This window comes from Evtepia gabavorous, assembly GCF_003425665.1.
GTDB classification, from domain to species: Bacteria; Bacillota; Clostridia; order Oscillospirales; family Oscillospiraceae; genus Evtepia; species Evtepia gabavorous.
In genome coordinates, this window is sequence record NZ_QQRQ01000009.1 from 80,827 (window position 1) to 98,822 (window position 17,996).

Genomic DNA, 17,996 nt, shown 5'->3' on the forward strand with positions numbered 1-17,996 from the left:
AGTCCTGAAAGTGAAAAGAAGCTCAGATATTTTTTTCGGAGTGCTTGACATTTTGCAGGGGAAGTGCTACATTAGCTTTAGCACTCAGGGAGAATGAGTGCTAAAATGATAGAAGAGGCCAAAGGAGGCCTGAGAATGGAACTGTCGGAGCGCAAAAAACAGATCCTTCGCGCGGTGGTAGAAAACTACATACAGACCGCCGAACCTGTGGGCTCCAAAGCCATTGTGGTCAGCGCCGGCCTGAAGGTCTCCTCCGCCACCATCCGCAATGAGATGGCGGAGTTGGAGACCCTGGGTTACCTGGAACAGCCCCATACCTCCGCCGGACGGATTCCCTCTCCCAAGGGATACCGGCTGTATGTGAACGAACTCATGGAGGAGCACCGGCTGACCATGCAGGAGGCCCAAAAGATCAACGAAGCTCTCAACCTCAAAATCCGGGAAATGGACCAGGTGATGACGGAGGCGGGGAAGATCATCTCCCAGCTGACCAAGTATCCCACCTTTTCCCTGACCAAGGGGACCAGAAAAGCCACCATCGCCCGCTATGACCTGCTCATGGTGGAGGAATCGGCGTTCATCGCTGTGCTGATGACCGATGGCCAGATGGTGAAGAATAAGCTCTTCCGCCTGCCTACCCCCCTGTCGGAGACCCAGCTGCAGCTGCTGGGCACCCTGCTGAATACCTCGTTTACGGGCCTGACCCTGGAGGAACTGGGGCCGGAACTGGCGCGGGTGGCCTCCCATGCCGGGGGCGAGGCCTACGGACTGATCAGTCTGGTGGTCTCCTTCGCCATGGAGGTGCTGGAGGAGCTGGAGACCAATGTGATTCACACCGCTGGCATCCCCACGCTGCTGGCCCACCCGGAGTACCAGAGCCTGGAGCGGGCGGAACCCCTGATGAACTTTCTCTCCGAGATGGGAGAGGGGGTCAACCTGCCGGTGGTGCAGGGAGAAAACGTAAAAATTCTCATTGGCCCGGAGAACGTGGCCGACGAGTTGAAAGAATCCAGCGTGATCATGGCCAGCTATGATATTGGCGGCGGAATGCAGGGCGTCATCGGCGTGGTGGGCCCCACCCGCATGGACTATGCGGACCTGGCGGCCCGGTTGTCCTACTTTGCGGAAGGTCTTTCCCGCATGTTTGGCAAAGGCGAGATTCCGCCCCCCGCCGGGAGCGAACCTGAAGAATGAGGAGGATACCACATCCCATGAGCAAGAAAAATAACGATCAGAATCAGGTCCCCGAGGAAACCAAGGAGGAGACCCCGGAGGAAGTGACCGAAGCCTCTCAGGAAAAGCAGGAATCCAGCCAGGAGGAAGCCCTCCAGCAGGCCCTGCGGGAGCAGGAAGACAAATACCTCCGGCTGCTGGCGGAGTACGACAACTACCGCAAGCGAAGCCAGAAGGAAAAGGAAAACGCCTGGACCACCGCCAGGGCGGACACCATCAAGGAACTGCTCCCGGTGTATGACAATCTGGAGCGGGCGCTGAAGCAGGAGACCGCCGACGAGGCCTATGCCAAGGGCGTGCAGATGACCATGACCCAGCTCAAGACTGTGCTGGAAAAGCTGGGGGTGGAGGAGATTCCCGCCCAGGGCGAATCCTTTGACCCCAATGTCCATAACGCAGTGATGCACATGGAAGACGAGGCTTTGGGAGAGAATACCGTAGTAGAAGTATTCCAGGCCGGCTTTAAGATGGGAGAAAAGGTCATTCGCCACGCCATGGTCAAGGTGGCCAACTGACCGGCCCTGTCCGGGCGGACAGCCCCGAACCATTTCCAGATCACCATATAAATTTGATAAACGTGTAAACAACAGCCATCTGTTCTTGATAAGGAGGAACAACATTATGTCTAAGATTATTGGTATCGACTTAGGAACCACCAACTCCTGCGTCTCCGTGATGGAGGGCGGCGAGGCCGTCGTTATCCCCAACGCGGAGGGCAACCGCACCACCCCTTCCATTGTGGCATTTTCCAAGGACGGCGAGCGGATGGTGGGCCAGGTGGCAAAGCGCCAGGCCATCACCAACCCCGACCGGACTGTGATTTCCATTAAGCGTGAGATGGGCTCCAACTACAAGGTGAACATCGACAGCAAGGCGTACACTCCCCAGGAGATCTCCGCCATGATCCTGCAGAAGCTGAAGGCAGACGCCGAGGCCTATCTGGGCCAGACCGTCACCGAGGCGGTCATCACCGTCCCTGCCTACTTCACCGACGCCCAGCGGCAGGCCACCAAGGACGCGGGCAAGATTGCCGGCCTGGAGGTCAAGCGGATCATCAATGAGCCCACGGCGGCGGCCCTGGCCTACGGCGTGGACAAGGAATCGGATCAGAAGATCATGGTCTATGACCTGGGCGGCGGCACCTTCGACGTCTCCATTCTGGAGATCGGTGACGGGGTCATCGAAGTCCTGGCCACCGCCGGCAACAACCGGCTGGGCGGCGACGACTTCGACAAGTGCATCATGGACTGGATGGTGGCGGAGTTTAAGAAGGCCGAGGGCATCGACCTGAGCGGCGACAAGGTTGCCATGCAGCGCCTGAAGGAGGCTGCGGAAAAGGCCAAGATTGAGCTGTCCGGCGTCACCTCCTCCACCATTAACCTCCCCTATATCACCGCCGATGCCACCGGCCCCAAGCATCTGGACCTGACCCTCACCCGGGCGAAGTTCAATGAGCTGACCGCCCACCTGGTGGAGGCCACCGCCGGACCGGTGAAGCAGGCCATGAGCGACGCGGGCCTCACCGGCAATGACATCGCCAAGGTCCTCATGGTGGGCGGCTCCAGCCGGATTCCCGCTGTGCAGGATGTGGTGAAGAAGCTCACCGGCAAAGAGGGCTTCAAGGGCATCAACCCCGATGAATGCGTGGCCATGGGCGCAGCCCTTCAGGGCGGCGTGCTGGTGGGCGACGTGAAGGGCCTGCTGCTGCTGGACGTGACCCCCCTGTCCCTGGGCATTGAGACCATGGGCGGCGTGAACACCAAGCTCATCGAGCGCAACACCACCATCCCCGCCAAGAAGAGCCAGATCTTCACCACCGCGGCCGACAATCAGACCCAGGTGGAGGTCCACGTCCTCCAGGGAGAGCGGGAGATGGCCCAGTACAATAAGACCCTGGGCCGGTTCAGCCTGGACGGCATCGCCCCCGCCCGCCGGGGTGTGCCCCAGATTGAGGTTACCTTCGACATCGACGCCAACGGCATCGTGAACGTCTCGGCCAAGGATCTGGGCACCGGTAAGGAGCAGCATATCACCATCACCTCCTCCACCAACATGTCCAAGGAGGATGTGGAGAAGGCCGTGAAGGAGGCCGAGCAGTTCGCCGCCGAGGACGCCAAGCGCAAGGAGGAAGTGGACACCCGGAACCAGGCCGACCAGATGGTCTATCAAAGTGAGAAGGCCATGGAGGAGATGAAGGATAAGCTGGATGCCAGCGAGGTCAGCGAGCTGGAGGCGGAGATCAACAAGGTGAAGGAGGCCCTGAAGGGCACCGATACCCAGGCCATCAAAACCGCCACAGAGAGCCTGACCCAGGCCTTCTATAAGGTCAGTGAGAAGATGTATCAGCAGGCCAATCCCCAGGGCGGCCAGCCTGGCCCCGATATGGGCGGCGCGGGCTTTGGCGGCCAGCAGGCCGGCGGAGCAGCCGGCGGCAGCGGGAACAAGGGCCCCGATGATGTTGTGGACGCGGATTACACCGTGGTTGACGACCAGTAAGAAAGCGAATCCAACGCAGCCAGCGGGGGACAGGATTTCCTGTCCCCCTGCTTGTGTGAAAAGGAAGCGGCGGGGCTGCGCCGGTTCCATAGAGCCTATTGTGAGGTGAGAAACCAATGGCAGACCAGAAGAAAAGAGATTACTATGAGGTCCTGGGGGTCAAGAAAGGCGCCTCGGACGATGAACTGAAAAAAGCTTACCGGAAGCTGGCCAAACAGAATCACCCGGACCTGAACCCGGGCGACAAAGCGGCGGAAGCCCGGTTCAAAGAGATCAATGAGGCCTATGAGGTGCTCTCGGACAAGGAGAAGCGGGCCAAGTACGATCAATTTGGCTTTGCGGGGGTGGACCCCAATTTTGGCGCCGGTGGTCCCGGCGGGGCTGGCGGGTTCGGCGGATTTGACGTGAGCGACCTGTTTGGCTCCTTCTTCGGCGGCGGCTTTGGCGGGTTCGGCGGGGGCGGACAGTCCCGGACAGGACCGGCCAAAGGGAGCACCGTGCGGGCCAGTTTGACCCTGACCCTGGAGGAGGCGGCCTTCGGCTGTGAGAAAGATGTGAACATCTCCCATGTGGAGTCCTGTGACGTATGCGGCGGCACAGGCTGTGAGCCGGGCACCACCGCAGAGGTGTGCCCGGAGTGCCACGGCTCCGGCCAAGTGCGGATGCAGCAGCGGACCATGTTTGGGACCATGTCCACCTCCACCGTCTGCCCCAACTGCCGGGGAGAAGGGAAGATCATCCACCAGAAGTGCAAGGCCTGCGGCGGCAGCGGCGGCGTCCGCCGGCAGAAGAAGGTTCACGTGAAAGTGCCCGCCGGCATTGACAACGGCCAGGCCATTTCGGTCCGGGGCCAGGGGGATATGGGACGCAACGGCGGTCCTGCCGGGGATTTGATTGTGGGAATCAATGTGATGCCCCATGCCCGGCTCCGCCGGGACGGCGCCCACATTTACTTGGATCAGACGGTTTCCATTCTCCAGGCTACGCTGGGGGGTGAAGTGGAGATTCCCTCTCTGGATGGCAAGATGAAGTGTAAGGTGGAGCCAGGCACCCAGCCGGGCACCACCCTCCGCCTGCGGGGCAGAGGCGTGCCGGCCCTCAACGGCAGAGGCCGGGGGGACCAGTATGTCACCATCCGGGTGGAGATTCCCCGGAACCTGAACGAGGACCAGAAGGAGGCTCTGCGGAAGTTTGCCGAGGCCATGGGAGAGCTTCCCGCCTCCAGCAGCGCAGGGGAAAGCGGGGAGCGGTCCGTGTTCCACCGTCGGAAGAAAAAGTAAGGCTCCGTAGACAGAAAGGAAAACAATATGTTTCTTGCCGATTGCCACACCCACTCCCTCTGCTCCCCGGACAGCAATGCCCCCATGCTCCAGATGGCCCAGAAGGCCTATGAATATGGTCTGCATACGCTGTGCCTGACAGACCACTGTGATCTGCTGAGCCTGGAGGGGGAGCGGACTCTGGACTATGATTGGACCCCTGTGCACCGGGAGCGGAAGGGGATGCTGGACGCCTTCGGTGCCCGGCTGGACCTGCCCATGGGGCTGGAGTTTGGCATGGGCCATCTGTTTCCCGAGGCATCTGAGAAAATTCTCGGGGAGCCCGGGCTGGATTTTGTCATCGGCTCCTGCCACAACCTGGACGAGGCGGCGGGAGGACGGGACTTTTATCTGCTGCCCTATGACACCCTGGAGGACTGTTATCGGGCTCTGGACAACTACTTCCAGTCCATGCTGGCCATGGCCGCCAGCCCCTGCTATGATGTGGTGGGCCATGTGATCTATCCGCTTCGCTACATGAACGGCCCCTATGACACCCCCAGCCTGGACCGGTATCGGGATCAAATCCGGGAGATCCTTCGCCTGGCCATTCAGTCGGGCCGGGGCATTGAGATCAATACCTGGAAGGGGCAGACGCTCCGGGAATGGATTCCCATTCTGCGGGATTACCGGGAGTTAGGAGGGGAGATCCTCACAGTGGGCTCGGATGCCCACGCGCCGGAACCTCTGGGCCGGGGGATTCGGGAGGCCTATGGCCTTATGGCCGACTGCGGCTTCCGCTATGTGGCCGTTTACCATGCACGCAAGCCGGAGATGATCCGGCTGAAATAACGGGGCAGGGCCCCGCCGAAAAAAACAAGGAGGAGACGACCATGATTGCATTGGGTTCTGACCACGGCGGCTTTGACCTGAAGGAACGGGTGAAGGCCTATTTAGACCGGGAGGGCATCCCCTATCAGGACTATGGCTGCCACAGCAAGGAGAGCTGTGATTACCCTGTGTTTGGCAAAGCCGCGGCGGAGGCCGTGGCCTCGGGGGTTTGTGAAAAGGGCATCGTCATCTGCACCACCGGCATCGGCATCTCCATTGCGGCCAACAAGGTGCGGGGCATCCGCTGCGCTCTGTGCAGTGATCCCCTCTCCGCGGAAATGACCCGCCGGCACAACGACGCCAATATGCTGGCCATGGGCGCCGGCATGGTGGGGCCCAACTTGGCAGAGCGGATTGTGGAGGTCTTTCTCCACACGGACTTCGAGGGTGGACGCCACGCCCGACGGGTGGGGCTGATTACGGAGATGGAAGAGGCATAAATTATAGAAGACGGGTACACCCCCCAGGCGGCTATGACCGCCTGGGGGGTGTGGCATGGAAAAGAGAAAGAGGCACACCGTGTATAAAAAAAGACAAGTCCATCTCTGTTTTGATGCCAATATCAGAGGGCTCCTCATGCAGACCTATCATGCAGAGATGGGCAGAACCATGGACCTTCTTTTTTTGGATGAGGACCTGTCCGTTGGGCGATTGAATCCCTTGACCCCTTCCTTTCGAAAGCGAATGTTGGAGGAACGGGGAATTCTGACAGAAGATTCTTTTTGTGGGGAATACCGCACGTTTCTTCGGAGAATAGAGGGACTGTCGCCGGAGGATTCCTGTTATGTCTGGTGCTCCAAGGACCCCTATGAGCTGACGGGGTTTGCGCTGGCCAGTACATATCTGGCCTCCAAACGAGAACAGGTTCTCTTTTGCGACAGTGGTCTGCTGCAAGACGTTGAACCCGCAAGGGCCCGGGCGGTCTGTGACGCGTTACTCTCCCGAGCTGCCGTGACCTCTCTGCGCCCTTGGGCAGCCCTTTGGAAGCGATTGCAGGAGGAAAACACGTCTCTTCGGATTGCTGTGGATGGGCTCCCTCGCTCCGTTCCAGAGACCTTTTTTGATCCATGGATTCAAAGACTTTTGGCTCAAGAGGCGCCACAGGAGAGGGACAATTTTTCCATTGCCATCCAGGTGGAGGAAGAGTACCGTACCCGTTTCCACGGGAAGATGAACATTCATTTTCTGCTTCATCGTGTGGACGTTGTGAGACGGCGGGAGATGTAAAAAAGAGGAGGAGCTCCTACTCGGAGGAGGCCTGCCGTTTTGGGACTGACAGCACCCCCCTGCACCGGAAGAATCGGAGCAGGGGGTGCTGTCAATAAAATATATACAAAAATAATGGGATTATATTGCGATTTCCACACGAAAATGATATATTATAGATAGAAGAAGAGGGTACCCACGCCAGAAGGACATGGCAGACATCATGACCCCGGAAAGGAGGGGACAATGATGAGGATCTACTCGATTCGGGAGAGACCGGAATACATTCCGGCCATGCTGGAAAGCTTGGAAAACCATTGGCCGGCCTGTATGCCGTGGATTCAGAAGCACATGGAGCAGGTGCGCCAGACCGACGCCCCCCTTCCCGACGCCTACATTGCGGTGGAGAAGGGCAAGGTGGTGGGAGGATACACTCTGGCCGTGAAAGAGATTCTCTGGAGTGAGGACAAAGGCCTTTGGATTGCCACCCTCTATGTGGACCCTGCGTTTCGGGGCAGGCATCTCAGCCCGGTCCTGCTTGCTCATGCCCGCCGGCAGGGCGGCCGGCTGGGATTTGAGAAGATCTATCTGGCCACAGAGCACAGCAACTACTATGAGAAGTATGGATTTTTCCCCATTGGCCCCGACGCCTGTGCCTGGGGAGAGCCCACCCGGATGTTTGAAAATACCACACTGCCACCAAAAGTGAGACGAATCGCATAGAAAAGATCCAAAAAGCCCCGGTTCACCGAACCGGGGCTTTTTGGATCTGCTTTCTCTGTATCGTTAACAGATGAAAACGGGGGAGACCATAAATGGAATTACAGAAACAGCTCAGGCTCTTTCCGCGGCCAGGAATACAGGTCCTCCAACTCTGTTTTGTGATAGAGATAATTGGGGTCATCAAAATACTTGGCCTGTTTGGGACAGAGGCGGACGCAGCGGTTGCACTTCATGCACTTGCCGGGCACCAGGTGGGCGTCCTCAGGGTCAATGGCCCCCAGAGGACATTCCCGGGCGCACAGGCCGCACTGGGTACAGGCGTCCGTGGTTTTGGGTTTCACAGGGAGGATATTGATGGGGTTTCCGTGGCGGTCCCGGGGGGTGTAGTAGGGACCCACGGGGTCGTTGCCCTTCACGGCAACCGGGGAAAGGCTTTCCAGGGAGGTAAGGGCCTCCACTTTGCGGAAGATTTGGTCGGCAAATCCCGAGGCAATGGTGAGATCGCTGCGGTCCGGCCGGCCGGCCGCCTGGGTGAGGGAGAAGGCGTGCTGGCAGGAGAATGCCCCGCCGGCCACCGTATGAAACCCGCCGGCCTCCAGGGTGTTTCGCAGTTCCATCAGGGCGTCGTCGTAGTTTCGGTTGCCGTAGCAGACCACGGGGACCGCCAGAGCCCCGTTGCCCTGGACGGCGGCCACGAAGCGGATGAGTAGGTTGGGAACCCGGCCGGCATAGACTGGCGTTCCGAATACCACCAGATCTCCCGGCGCAAAGGCTTTGGGCGTTTTTCGGGCCTGCGGGTGGGTGAAGTCATAGATTTCCATGGGGCAGGCAGTCTGCTGAGACAGCCGCCGGGCGATTTGCGTGACCACTTTTTTGGTGGTGTTGGTGGCGCTGAAGTAGGCGGCCCACACGGTTTTGGTTGTCATGGAGGAGTTCCCCTTTCCTAAAATAGAGTGCGTGGTTGGTATCCATTATAAAGATTTCCTATAAAAAGTAAATATCCTGGGGGAAAAAGGCGAAAGGGAAATAACCTCTTCCGCCGTGTTGATTTTTCCCGGTATATTCCATATAATATAACCTAACCATAGCCTTGTCGAAGACTGCCGTTTTTTCCCAGCGGCGTGTTTTAGTCCCGGGGAAGAACGTGTTGCGTAAGATAGAAGCAAGCGGCCCCCAGAGCTCTGTGGGCCGGGAAAGGGGAGGAACCATGGACCAAACCCATGCGACGGAAACCCATTTGGAGGAGACAAAACCGAATCCCAGAAAAAAGATTCTCCTGCTGTGCTGTCTGGTGGCGGCCATCCTTGTGGTGGCATACTGCGTTCTGTGCGGCATGGCCGGAAGAGGGACTATTTATCCCAATGTTACCATCAGCGGGGTGAACGTGGGGGGACTGACAAAGCAGGAGGCTCAGACCGCCTTGGAGAAGGCGGTGCAGAAGCAGGCGCCGGACGAGAGCCGAGGGGTGGTTTTCGCGGTCCGCACCGCCGAGGGCGAGGAAAAGGTTGTGGAGGTGCCTTTGTCCAGTGTGGCCACGGACTACGCGGCCTCCATCGACCGGGCCTGGCAGGTGGGAAATACCCTGTCCTTTGGAGCCCGGGGCGGTGTGTATCTGAAATGCCTGGTGCAGGGGGAAACGGTGCTGCCGGTGTACCAAGACAGTGAAAACCTGGATACCATCCTGGATGGGGTGGAGCAGGCACTGGGGCGGGACCCGGTGGAGCCAACTTGGGAGACCAACGACACCCACTTGATCCTCACCAAGGGCCAGCCCGGCAACCAGGTAGATCGAAAGGCCATTCAGGAGGCGATTTTTCAGGCCCTGGGGAAGAACGAAATGGTAGAGCTGAAAGGGGCAAAGCCCCAATTTACCATAGATTTGACCCAAACCCTGCCCGGGGAGCTGGACCTCACAGAGGTTTTGGGGAAGGTGGAGCGGAAGGTGCAAAACGCCCGCTTTGACAAGGCCAAAAAGGAGTTTCAGGTGGATCAGCCGGGGGTCTCCTTCGACGCGGCCCAGGCCCAGACCGTTTTTGATGGGCTGGACTGGGGACAGAGCCAGGAGATTCCCCTGGAGATCACCCAGCCGGAGACCACGGTGGCGGACCTGACACCGCAGCTTTATCAGGATGTGCTGGGCTCCTGCACCACAAACATCTCCGGCAGTGCCAACCGGGTGAGGAACATTCAGCTGGCCGCCCAGTATTTCAGCGGTACCGTTTTAATGCCTGGGGAGGAATTCTCCTACAACGGTGTTGTGGGACGGCGCACCGCGGCCCGGGGCTTTTTGCCCGCCCCCGCCTACGTGGGCGGAGAGACGGTGCAGGAGACGGGGGGCGGTGTCTGCCAGGGCTCTTCCACAGTGTATCTGGCCGCGCTGCGGTCAAACCTGGAAATTGTGGAACGATATCCCCACGGCTATATCACCCGCTATGTCCCCGATGGGATGGACGCCACGGTTTACTATGGGGCGAAGGACTTCCGATTCCGAAACAATACGCCCTTCCCCATTCAAGTGGTGGGCTCTGTGTCCGGTCGGTCTTTGACGGTGAGTATCCTGGGAACCAAGAGCGACAACATCACTGTGGAGATGACCAACCAGACCGTCGGGACCACCGGCTACAAGACGGTCTATAAGGTGGACAGCAGCCTGCCTGCGGGGTCCACCCGGGTCAGTGTGACCCCCTACGCCGGGTACACGGTGAAGGTGTATCGGAACCTCTATGAGAACGGCAAGTTAAAGGACACCAAGCTGGAGAGCACCAGTGTGTATCGCAGCCGGGATAAGGTGGTTCTGGTGAGCCCGGAGGATGCCGCGCAGTATGGACTCTGATTCCAGCGGCAGAAAGGAAAAACGTATGAAACAGAACTTGCCTACTCGCCGGGAGATGAAATTCCTGGCCAAACGTCTGATGATGCACCCGATCTGCATGCGGGTGACCCTCTTGCTGGTCTGTGTGCAGCTGGCTTTCTATGGCCTGCGCGTCTTCTGCGGCGGGACGCTGACCTATGGACTGGCCAAACTCTCTGAGTATGGGGATACGGCCAGCGGGATTTACTTTAACGCGGAGGGCTTCAGCATCCTCTTTCGGATGGATCTGACCCAGACGGTGCTGGCCATTCCCGTGACCTATCATCAGATCCTGGTGTTTTTGCTGGTCAATGCCCTCTTTTTTGTCCTCCTGGCCCCTCTGCGTCTGGGGGCGATGGAGCAGTATTGGGGTGTGCTGCGGGGCAGCACACAACTGAGTGTGTTCCGGGTGTTTCAGTGGTTCCGCCAGCCCAAGCGCCTGGGAAAGGCTGTGGCGGTGGAGTTTGTGCTGAGCATTCTGGTGCGGCTGGCGGGGATTGTGGCCACCATTCCCAGCCTGTATCTCTTCTATGTCTTCTATACCAACACCCCGTCGGCAGACGCCTATACCACACTGAGTTCCCTGACGCAGATGGGGGCAACCCTTTTGGCGGTGGCGGCGGCGCTGTTTACCTTCTGGCTCCACAGTGTCTTTCTGCCGGTGCGGTACTGCCTGTGCGCCCATCCAGAGTATTCCCTGGGGCAGACCTTCCGCCGGGGACTGCAAAGCGCCAAGGGGGTTCGGGGGGCTTTCTTCCGGTTCCGGCTGAGTTACATTTTGTGGTTTGCGGCGTCCCAGCTCACCTATGGGGCGATGGACCTGTTTGTGACCCCTTACTCCTCCCTGGGCGGGATGGTGTTCCTCCAGGAGGCTGCCAGGGCCAGACAGGGTGGAACACAGACACCCCAGGCAAGCTAAGATAAAAAACCTCCGCAGCGAACATCGCTGCGGAGGTTTTTTATGGGGAAGCATCCTCTTTCCGGCGGAGAGCGCGGTAAAATCCAATGGCGACGATCAGAGAGATGGTGTCTACGATGGGCTGTACCCACATACAGCCGTAGAGGGGAAGCCAAGTGTCCAGGAGAAACAGCAAAGGGATGTCCAGGACCCCTTTCCGAAGAATGGAGCAGACCAGGGATTCCCGGGCTTTGCCCATGGCCTGAAACTGGATGATCATCGGATAGCACAGGGACATCATGGGCATGGCGATGACCATTCGCCGCAGAAATCCTGCGCTGTAATGAATGGTGGCCGGGTCGTCGATGAAGAGAGAGGCCAACTGTGGGGCGAAGAGCTCAAAGGTCACAAGACAGAGCAGGGCAAAGGCCAGGGAGAGGGTACAGCCCAGTCGGAAGGCGGCCCGGCGCTTTTCCTGCTGTCCGGCGGCATAGTGGTAGGCCAGCAGGGGAAGCAGACCATTGGAGACGCCGATGGAAAAATACAGGGGAAGCTGATCCAGCTTTTTGACAATGCCAAGCCCCGCCACCGCCTCGGTGGCGTAGCGGGAGACAAACCGGGACTGGGCGGCCACCGCCACCACGGTAAGGGCATACTGCAGGGCGGAGGGGAATCCGATGGCCAGGATCTCTTTTCCATACTTGCGGATAAACGGCAGGTGGCGGGGGTGGAGGTCAACGGCGGTCTCTCCCTGACAGCGCAGCAAATGGACCAGGAAGTAAAGGGTGGAGAGAACGTTGGACAGACAGGTGGCCATGCCGGCGCCCACGGCGCCCAACCCCAGAAACTGGGGCAGAATAAACAACGGGTCCAGCACCAGGTTGGCGGCCCCACCCAAAGAAAGGCCGAAGGAGGCTTGCCCTGCCTTGCCCTCCGCCCGGACCAGGTTGGCCAAAAGGGTGCTGAGGATGGTGGCGGGGCCGCCGATCACCACCACCCATTGGGCGTAGCCCAGGGCGATGGGAAGGGTGTCCTGGGTGGCGCCGCAGAGAACGAGAATGGGCTGCCGGAAGCACCAGAAGAGAAGGCAGAAAAGGGCCCCGCTGAAAAGGCCGAACCAGAAGGAGATGGAGGCAATCCGCCGGGCTTCATCGGGGGCCTTCCGCCCCAGTGCCCGGGCCAAGGCGCTGGCGCCGCCCACGCCAAACAGGTTGGAGATGGCAGTGAGCATGAGAAAGGAGGAATAGACTACGGTGATGGCCGCTGTCTGACTGGGCTGGTTGAGCATGCCCACAAAATAGGTGTCCGCCAGGTTGTAAATCAAAGTAATCATCTGGCTGGCGATGGCGGGAAAGGTCTGCCGGAATACAGCTTGCCGAATGGGTAAGGCGTCAAACGCGTTGGTAGACTGCTGTAAAGAGGACATAAGGGTCATCTCCTTTTAAGAATGTTCTATCTTAATTCATTCAATCCACCATTTGAAAAACAATACCTACCACTGCGGCAACTGCGATGAAGAAGACAGAGGGAAGCTCTTTCAGCTTGGGAAGATTCATCGCAGTCAGCATGATTCCGAACAGCAGGATAGAGGGCCAGTGGAGAACAAGGCCCTGTTCCGTGCTGAACAATGAGACCGCGCACACAGAAAAAGCCGCTGCGCCAATCAGGCCGACGGAGGCGGGGCGCAGGGCGTAAAAGAGTCCTTTGACCTTCGGGTTTTGCCAAAGGGTATTGAGAATTTTGGAGACAAGAAGAATGATGATCACCGCGGGGGTCACAAGGCCCAGGGGCGCGATGATGCTGCCGGGGATTCCCGCGGAGACATAGCCCACATAGGTGGCCATATTCACCCCGATGGGGCCGGGGGTGGCTTCGGAGATGGCGATCATGGTGGTCAGGTCCGCCGTGGTAAACCAGCCGGTTCGTGCTGACAGGTCAAACAGGAAGGGAACCGTGGCCATCCCGCCGCCCATGGAGAACAGGCCCACCAGAAAAAACTCCCAGTACAGGCGGAGCAGCAGGACGATCATAGAGGGCGCTCCTTTCGGATGCGGTGATACGCCAGACCGAACAGACCGGCGCCCACCACCAGAATGGCGGGAGAGAGGCCCACAAAAGCGGCCAGGATCAGCACAGTGAGAAAGACAAGAAAGGTGGGCAGATCCAGAACCGCCTTACGGTAGAGGCGGATGGTGCTGTTGATGATCAGGGCGCAGACGCAGGCCCGCACCCCTGTCAGCGCGTGCTGCACCCAGGGATTTTCCGCGAAAGACCAGAAGAAGGCGGAGATGATGGTGACAATGATCATGGGGGGCACCAGCACGCCAAGGGTTGCCAGGAGAGATCCCGACAGACCGTGGACCCGGTACCCGCAGAAGGTGGCGGTGTTCACGGCGATGACGCCAGGGGTGCACTGGGCGACGGCGTTGAGGTCCAGCAGCTCCTCATCGGTCAGCCAGCCCTTTTTGGATACCAGCTCCCGCTGAAAAAACGGGAGCATGGCGTAGCCACCGCCGAAACAGCTGGCGCTGATCCGGGCAAAGGTCAGAAAAAGATCCCAATTCTCGCGCATGCGGTCTCCTTCCCGCCCATCAGGCGCAGAGCGCCAGGATGACCTGGGCGTAAATCTTGGCGGCGGTGAGCAGGTCCCCCACATGCACCCGTTCGTCGGGGCCGTGGAGATTGGAGACGAAGCCCGGCATACTGGCCCCAAAGGCCACCCCGCCGGGGATATCGTGGACATAGGTGCCTCCGCCGATGGCCAGGCACTGGCTCTTCCGGCCGCTGTACTGCTCATAGCATTTGGCCAGGACCTGGAGGAAGGGAGAGTCGGCGGGAACATGGTGGGGCGGGTCCAGAGGACCCTGGACAGTGAACCCGGCCTGGGTCAAGGCAGCTTGCGCCGGGCGGCAGATGGTCTCCTCGGTTCCGCACAGCGGGGTGCGGCTGTCGAACCGCCCCTGGCAGCCGGTGTCGTGCAGGGTCAGCATGGTGAAGGCCAGAGTCAGGGGACCGGAGAGGTCATCGGCCTGGGCGATGCCCAGGGCCTGCCCGTGGTGGTCTCCGTGGGGGAACAGGGCGTGAAGGGCCCGAAGAGCCCGGGTGGAGGGGCAGTCCGCCAGGGGCAGGGCGGCCAGCAGGGCCACCAGGGCGGTCTGGGCGTTGTGCCCCTCTTCCGGCGTGGAGCCGTGGGCGTTTTGCCCGCTGCAGAGGATGTGGACCCCTGGTCCCTTCTCCTGACAGGAGAAAGAGATGGCCTCCTCCAGCGCCAGGTCCCGGATGGCGGCTTCCACGGTGTCCAGAGACAGACCCAAAACCGTGGCCTGGGCCTTGGGAGGGACCATATTCAGCCGGGTGCCGCCGGTGAAGTCAGAGACCCGGGGCAGAGCCTGCTCCTGGGGCCAGGCAGCCTGAAAGGTGGGCTGATAGTGCCCTTTTTCAATGTTGATGATGGGGAAATCGGCGTCGGGAGAGATGGTATAGGGGGCATAGGGGTGCCGGCTGTAATACCATTTCACATCCCGGAACCCGGTTTCCTCGTCCGTGCCGGCGATGAGACGGACATTCCGGCGCAGGGGGATGCCCAGGTCTTTGACCGCTTTCATCGCCAGCAGGGCCGCTGCGACAGGCCCCTTGTCGTCGTCGGTGCCGCGGCCATAGAGAAGACCGTCCACCAGCTTGGGCACAAAGGCCTCGGTGACGGTCCATCCCTCTCCAGGGTCTACCACGTCCAGGTGTCCTAAGATGTGGAGGACGGTTTCCTGGTCGTTCAGGTCCACTGTGCCCACATAGCCCTCCAGATTCTGCCCTGACAGGCCCCAGGACCGGGCCAGGGCCAGCAGCTCCTCCAGGGCGGCGGCCGGCCCTTCGCCGAAGGGCTTGCCAGGCAGGGCGGGGCCTAAGGTGCTGTCAATTCGAACCAGCCGGGAGACGGCCTCCACCAGCATCGGTTCCTTGTCTGCGAAGTAGTGTTGAATGGCTTGCTCGTGCATGTCAGGTGGCCTCCTCCTCTTGGGTTCCGTTGACCTCGTCCAGGTACTTGTAAATGGTATAGCGGGACACGCCAAGATGGGCGGCCACATAGGGCACGGCCCGGCGGTAGGAGAACGCGTCCATGTTTTTGAGGTACTCAATCACCCGGAGACGGTCTGCCTTATTCATTTCCCGGGCGGGCTTGCCCACCCGGAGAAGCGCACTGTCAAACAGCTCGCTGATCCCGTTGTCCCGGGGCTTATAGACGGCGCTGTGAAAGTCCACCTCGGTGTGCATCAGGTCCAGCAGGACCCGGTTGGCGTAGGCCAGAGGGGTAAAATCGTAGTTGATGCCAAAGCCCAGGTGGTAATCTTCCCCTTTGATGGAGAAGGTGGAGCTTTTGGTCTGCTGTCCACTGGGCGTCACGGCCAACAGATTGACCACGTCGTTGTCCAGGTAGAGGTCCTGCTCCACCCCGGTGACGTCCCGGGTGGAACCCACCGAGCGGCCGGAGACGTGGCCGTTGTAGATGGCCAGCACCGGGTGAAGGGGGTCGGCCAAGTCGTGAATGACGGTTTCGCAGTTGGAGCCAAACATCTCGGCGATGCCTTTCGCCATCTGGTCCAGCATTGTGAAGGCTTCTTGACGAGTCATGGGGGATATCACCTCTTGGAAAAGTGGAAAAATAAACGCAAAATGCCCCTCCGGTATGGAAGGGCATTTTGGAAGGAAACGATTACAGGAAGTTCAACACCAGGGTCAGTACAATAAAGACAATGGCGACCCATTTGGTCCAGCGAGCTAACTTGGCATCAGCGGATTTTGCCTTGTTTTTGGACAGGAAAGAATCGCTGGCACCGGAGATCATGCCCAGGCCAGAGTGCTTGCCAGACTGACCCAGCACAAACAGAATGAGGACGGCGCCTGACAGCACCTGAATGATCGAGAGGATTGTTACAGCCATAGTATATATTCCTTTCCCTTGCCTTATCCCATGAATGTAAAAAAATTTCTGGAAAACGGCATCTCTTTCCCATTGAAAGAAGAGTATTAAAATTGATTACAAAGCATGATACCATACTATTCTGTCATTTGCAAGGCTTTTTTCCAGGAAAAATGGGGGGTTACCAAAGGGTGAAGAGCATTTTGGCCACCTCCGCCCGGGTGACCGGGGAACTGGGCCGCAGCTTCCCATTGGAGCCGCCCACCACCTCCATGCCCACCAGCGTGGCCACGTGTTCCTTGGCCCAGCTGGGGACAGCGGCGGCGTCGGAGAAGGCGGACAGAGCGGCTTGGGGATAGCCCTTTTCCGTCATCCGGCCCAGAATGGTCATGGCCTCGGCCCGGGTGATGGAGGCCCGGGCATTGGCCCGCAGGGTCCCGTCGTTGGCCCGGCTGCCCTGCATGATGCCCAGCTCGTAAAGGGCCTTTACCGCGTTCAGATCCCAAGAGGGGATGTCTTTGGTATCGGTGTAGGGAAGGGAGACCGACGCATAGGCGTTCAGGTCCAGTCCCAGCCAGTTGGCCGCCATCAGGGCAAAGTCCCCCCGGGTGATGTTGCGGTTGGGGTAGAAATTGGTGACGTCTCCGCTGGTGATCCCGGAGATGATGCCCAGCTCACTCAGGCGGGCGGTATAGGTCCGGGCCCAGTGGTTGGTCATGTCCGCAAAGGGGTTGGAGGAGGCGCCGGAGAGGGTCACGGAATCCCGGGCCAGATTGCCGCAGGTGTCGGCGGCGGTGACGGTGACCTGATGGCTGCTCTTGCCCAGGCCGGAGAGGGTGGCGGAGAGGGTGCCGGAGGCGGCGTCCCACTGGAAGGGGACAGGCTGTCCGTCAACCTTCAAGGTCATCCGATCCGCAGCCAAGCCCCCCTGGAGATTGTCGGTGATCTTGGCGGTTGCCGAAGTCCCGGAGACGGAGAGGGAGACCGTGGGCGCGGTGGTGTCCCAGGTGTTTTCGTTGGACAGGACCACCTGATCCAGCCACAGGGTGCCCTTTTGGGAAGCGGACAGAGAGAGGCCGTCGAAGGAGACCGCCCCCTCCGGGACCGCGGCGCTGACCTGTTTCCAGCCGGTAAAGTTTAAGGTGGCCAGGGATTGGGTGACGGGGGTGCCGTCCTCATAGGAGAAGGCGGCGGAGAGAATGCTGCCGGACCCATCCCCGTAGACCCAAAGGGAGACATAACGGTCCGCCTGGGTCAGGGTGCGGGAGGCGGTCAGCTTGGCGTCGTTCTGATAGGCGACCTGGAGACTCTGGCTGCCATAGCGCACCTGGGTATCGTTCAGGGAAAGGGTGGCGTTCTGGGCGGAGAAACCAGGGTCGCTTCCTTCAAAGTCCGAGAGAAGGGTGTACTTGGCGGGGGCGGTCACCGAGACGGAGATGGTGACCGCGTAGTTGCCCGAGGCCACCTTGATTTTACCGCTGGCGGTGTTGCTTCCCGCGGTGAATAGGCCATCCGAGGTGATGG

At 59.7% G+C, this 17,996-nt stretch carries 18 protein-coding genes; 10 read left to right on the forward strand and 8 right to left on the reverse strand.

The window, feature by feature from the left end; all coding sequences use genetic code 11:
- Nucleotides 1-135 precede the first annotated feature (135 nt).
- From hrcA to DV520_RS07150, 8 genes are all read left to right on the forward strand, one after another.
- Complete coding sequence (gene hrcA / locus DV520_RS07115) at nucleotides 136-1,194, forward strand: heat-inducible transcriptional repressor HrcA (RefSeq protein ID WP_021918905.1); 1,059 nt, start codon at nucleotides 136-138, stop codon at nucleotides 1,192-1,194.
- A 17-nt stretch (nucleotides 1,195-1,211) separates the two neighbouring features.
- Nucleotides 1,212-1,748, forward strand: a complete 537-nt coding sequence (grpE, locus tag DV520_RS07120; protein WP_117142277.1) for a nucleotide exchange factor GrpE — start codon at nucleotides 1,212-1,214, stop codon at nucleotides 1,746-1,748.
- Nucleotides 1,749-1,854: 106 nt separating this feature from the next.
- Complete coding sequence (dnaK, locus tag DV520_RS07125) at nucleotides 1,855-3,729, forward strand: molecular chaperone DnaK (RefSeq protein WP_021918903.1); 1,875 nt, start codon at nucleotides 1,855-1,857, stop codon at nucleotides 3,727-3,729.
- 116 nt (nucleotides 3,730-3,845) lie between these two features.
- Nucleotides 3,846-5,009, forward strand: a complete 1,164-nt coding sequence (dnaJ, locus tag DV520_RS07130) for a molecular chaperone DnaJ (protein ID WP_021918902.1) — start codon at nucleotides 3,846-3,848, stop codon at nucleotides 5,007-5,009.
- 27 nt (nucleotides 5,010-5,036) lie between these two features.
- Entirely contained in the window at nucleotides 5,037-5,840 is an 804-nt protein-coding gene (locus DV520_RS07135) for a histidinol-phosphatase HisJ family protein (protein WP_021918901.1), read from the forward strand.
- A 41-nt stretch (nucleotides 5,841-5,881) separates the two neighbouring features.
- Entirely contained in the window at nucleotides 5,882-6,319 is a 438-nt protein-coding gene (rpiB, locus tag DV520_RS07140) for a ribose 5-phosphate isomerase B (protein WP_021918900.1), read from the forward strand.
- Between the two features lie 55 nt (nucleotides 6,320-6,374).
- Nucleotides 6,375-7,106: a DUF1835 domain-containing protein gene (locus DV520_RS07145; protein WP_117142278.1), complete on the forward strand. Its 732-nt coding sequence runs from the start codon at nucleotides 6,375-6,377 to the stop codon at nucleotides 7,104-7,106.
- A 228-nt stretch (nucleotides 7,107-7,334) separates the two neighbouring features.
- Nucleotides 7,335-7,808 (forward strand): GNAT family N-acetyltransferase, encoded by a 474-nt coding sequence (locus DV520_RS07150; protein ID WP_165850060.1) that lies wholly within the window; start codon nucleotides 7,335-7,337, stop codon nucleotides 7,806-7,808.
- 98 nt (nucleotides 7,809-7,906) lie between these two features.
- Here the strand turns inward: DV520_RS07150 and DV520_RS07155 are convergent, their stop codons facing one another.
- Nucleotides 7,907-8,734 carry an EFR1 family ferrodoxin gene (locus DV520_RS07155; protein ID WP_117142280.1) on the reverse strand — a complete coding sequence of 276 codons (828 nt, stop codon included), beginning with the start codon at nucleotides 8,732-8,734 and terminating at the stop codon, nucleotides 7,907-7,909.
- 281 nt (nucleotides 8,735-9,015) lie between these two features.
- Here DV520_RS07155 and DV520_RS07160 point away from each other — a divergent pair, with 281 nt between their 5' ends.
- Nucleotides 9,016-10,641, forward strand: coding sequence for a VanW family protein (locus tag DV520_RS07160; protein ID WP_117142281.1), 1,626 nt, complete (start codon nucleotides 9,016-9,018; stop codon nucleotides 10,639-10,641).
- A gap of 25 nt (nucleotides 10,642-10,666) precedes the next feature.
- Entirely contained in the window at nucleotides 10,667-11,578 is a 912-nt protein-coding gene (locus DV520_RS07165; RefSeq protein ID WP_165850061.1) for a DUF975 family protein, read from the forward strand.
- A 40-nt stretch (nucleotides 11,579-11,618) separates the two neighbouring features.
- On the opposite strand, the gene DV520_RS07170 is transcribed toward DV520_RS07165, so the two are convergent.
- The 7 genes from DV520_RS07170 to DV520_RS07200 all read right to left on the reverse strand — a co-directional run.
- A complete protein-coding gene (locus DV520_RS07170) occupies nucleotides 11,619-12,983 on the reverse strand; it encodes an MATE family efflux transporter (RefSeq protein ID WP_021918894.1) in 1,365 nt (454 codons plus the stop codon).
- 40 nt (nucleotides 12,984-13,023) lie between these two features.
- On the reverse strand, nucleotides 13,024-13,587 hold the full coding sequence (locus DV520_RS07175; RefSeq protein WP_117142283.1) for a chromate transporter: 564 nt from the start codon (nucleotides 13,585-13,587) through the stop codon (nucleotides 13,024-13,026).
- Complete coding sequence (locus tag DV520_RS07180) at nucleotides 13,584-14,129, reverse strand: chromate transporter (protein WP_021918892.1); 546 nt, start codon at nucleotides 14,127-14,129, stop codon at nucleotides 13,584-13,586. Before DV520_RS07180 ends, DV520_RS07175 begins: the two co-directional genes overlap by 4 nt.
- Before the next feature lie 19 nt (nucleotides 14,130-14,148).
- Nucleotides 14,149-15,549, reverse strand: coding sequence for a Sapep family Mn(2+)-dependent dipeptidase (locus tag DV520_RS07185; RefSeq protein WP_021918891.1), 1,401 nt, complete (start codon nucleotides 15,547-15,549; stop codon nucleotides 14,149-14,151).
- A 1-nt stretch (nucleotide 15,550) separates the two neighbouring features.
- Nucleotides 15,551-16,183 (reverse strand): helix-turn-helix transcriptional regulator, encoded by a 633-nt coding sequence (locus DV520_RS07190; protein WP_021918890.1) that lies wholly within the window; start codon nucleotides 16,181-16,183, stop codon nucleotides 15,551-15,553.
- Nucleotides 16,184-16,265: 82 nt separating this feature from the next.
- Nucleotides 16,266-16,493, reverse strand: a complete 228-nt coding sequence (gene secG / locus DV520_RS07195; protein WP_021918889.1) for a preprotein translocase subunit SecG — start codon at nucleotides 16,491-16,493, stop codon at nucleotides 16,266-16,268.
- Nucleotides 16,494-16,653: 160 nt separating this feature from the next.
- Nucleotides 16,654-17,996, reverse strand: a 1,343-nt coding sequence (locus DV520_RS07200) for an S-layer homology domain-containing protein (RefSeq protein WP_187422458.1), incomplete at its 5' end; no start/stop codon positions are given.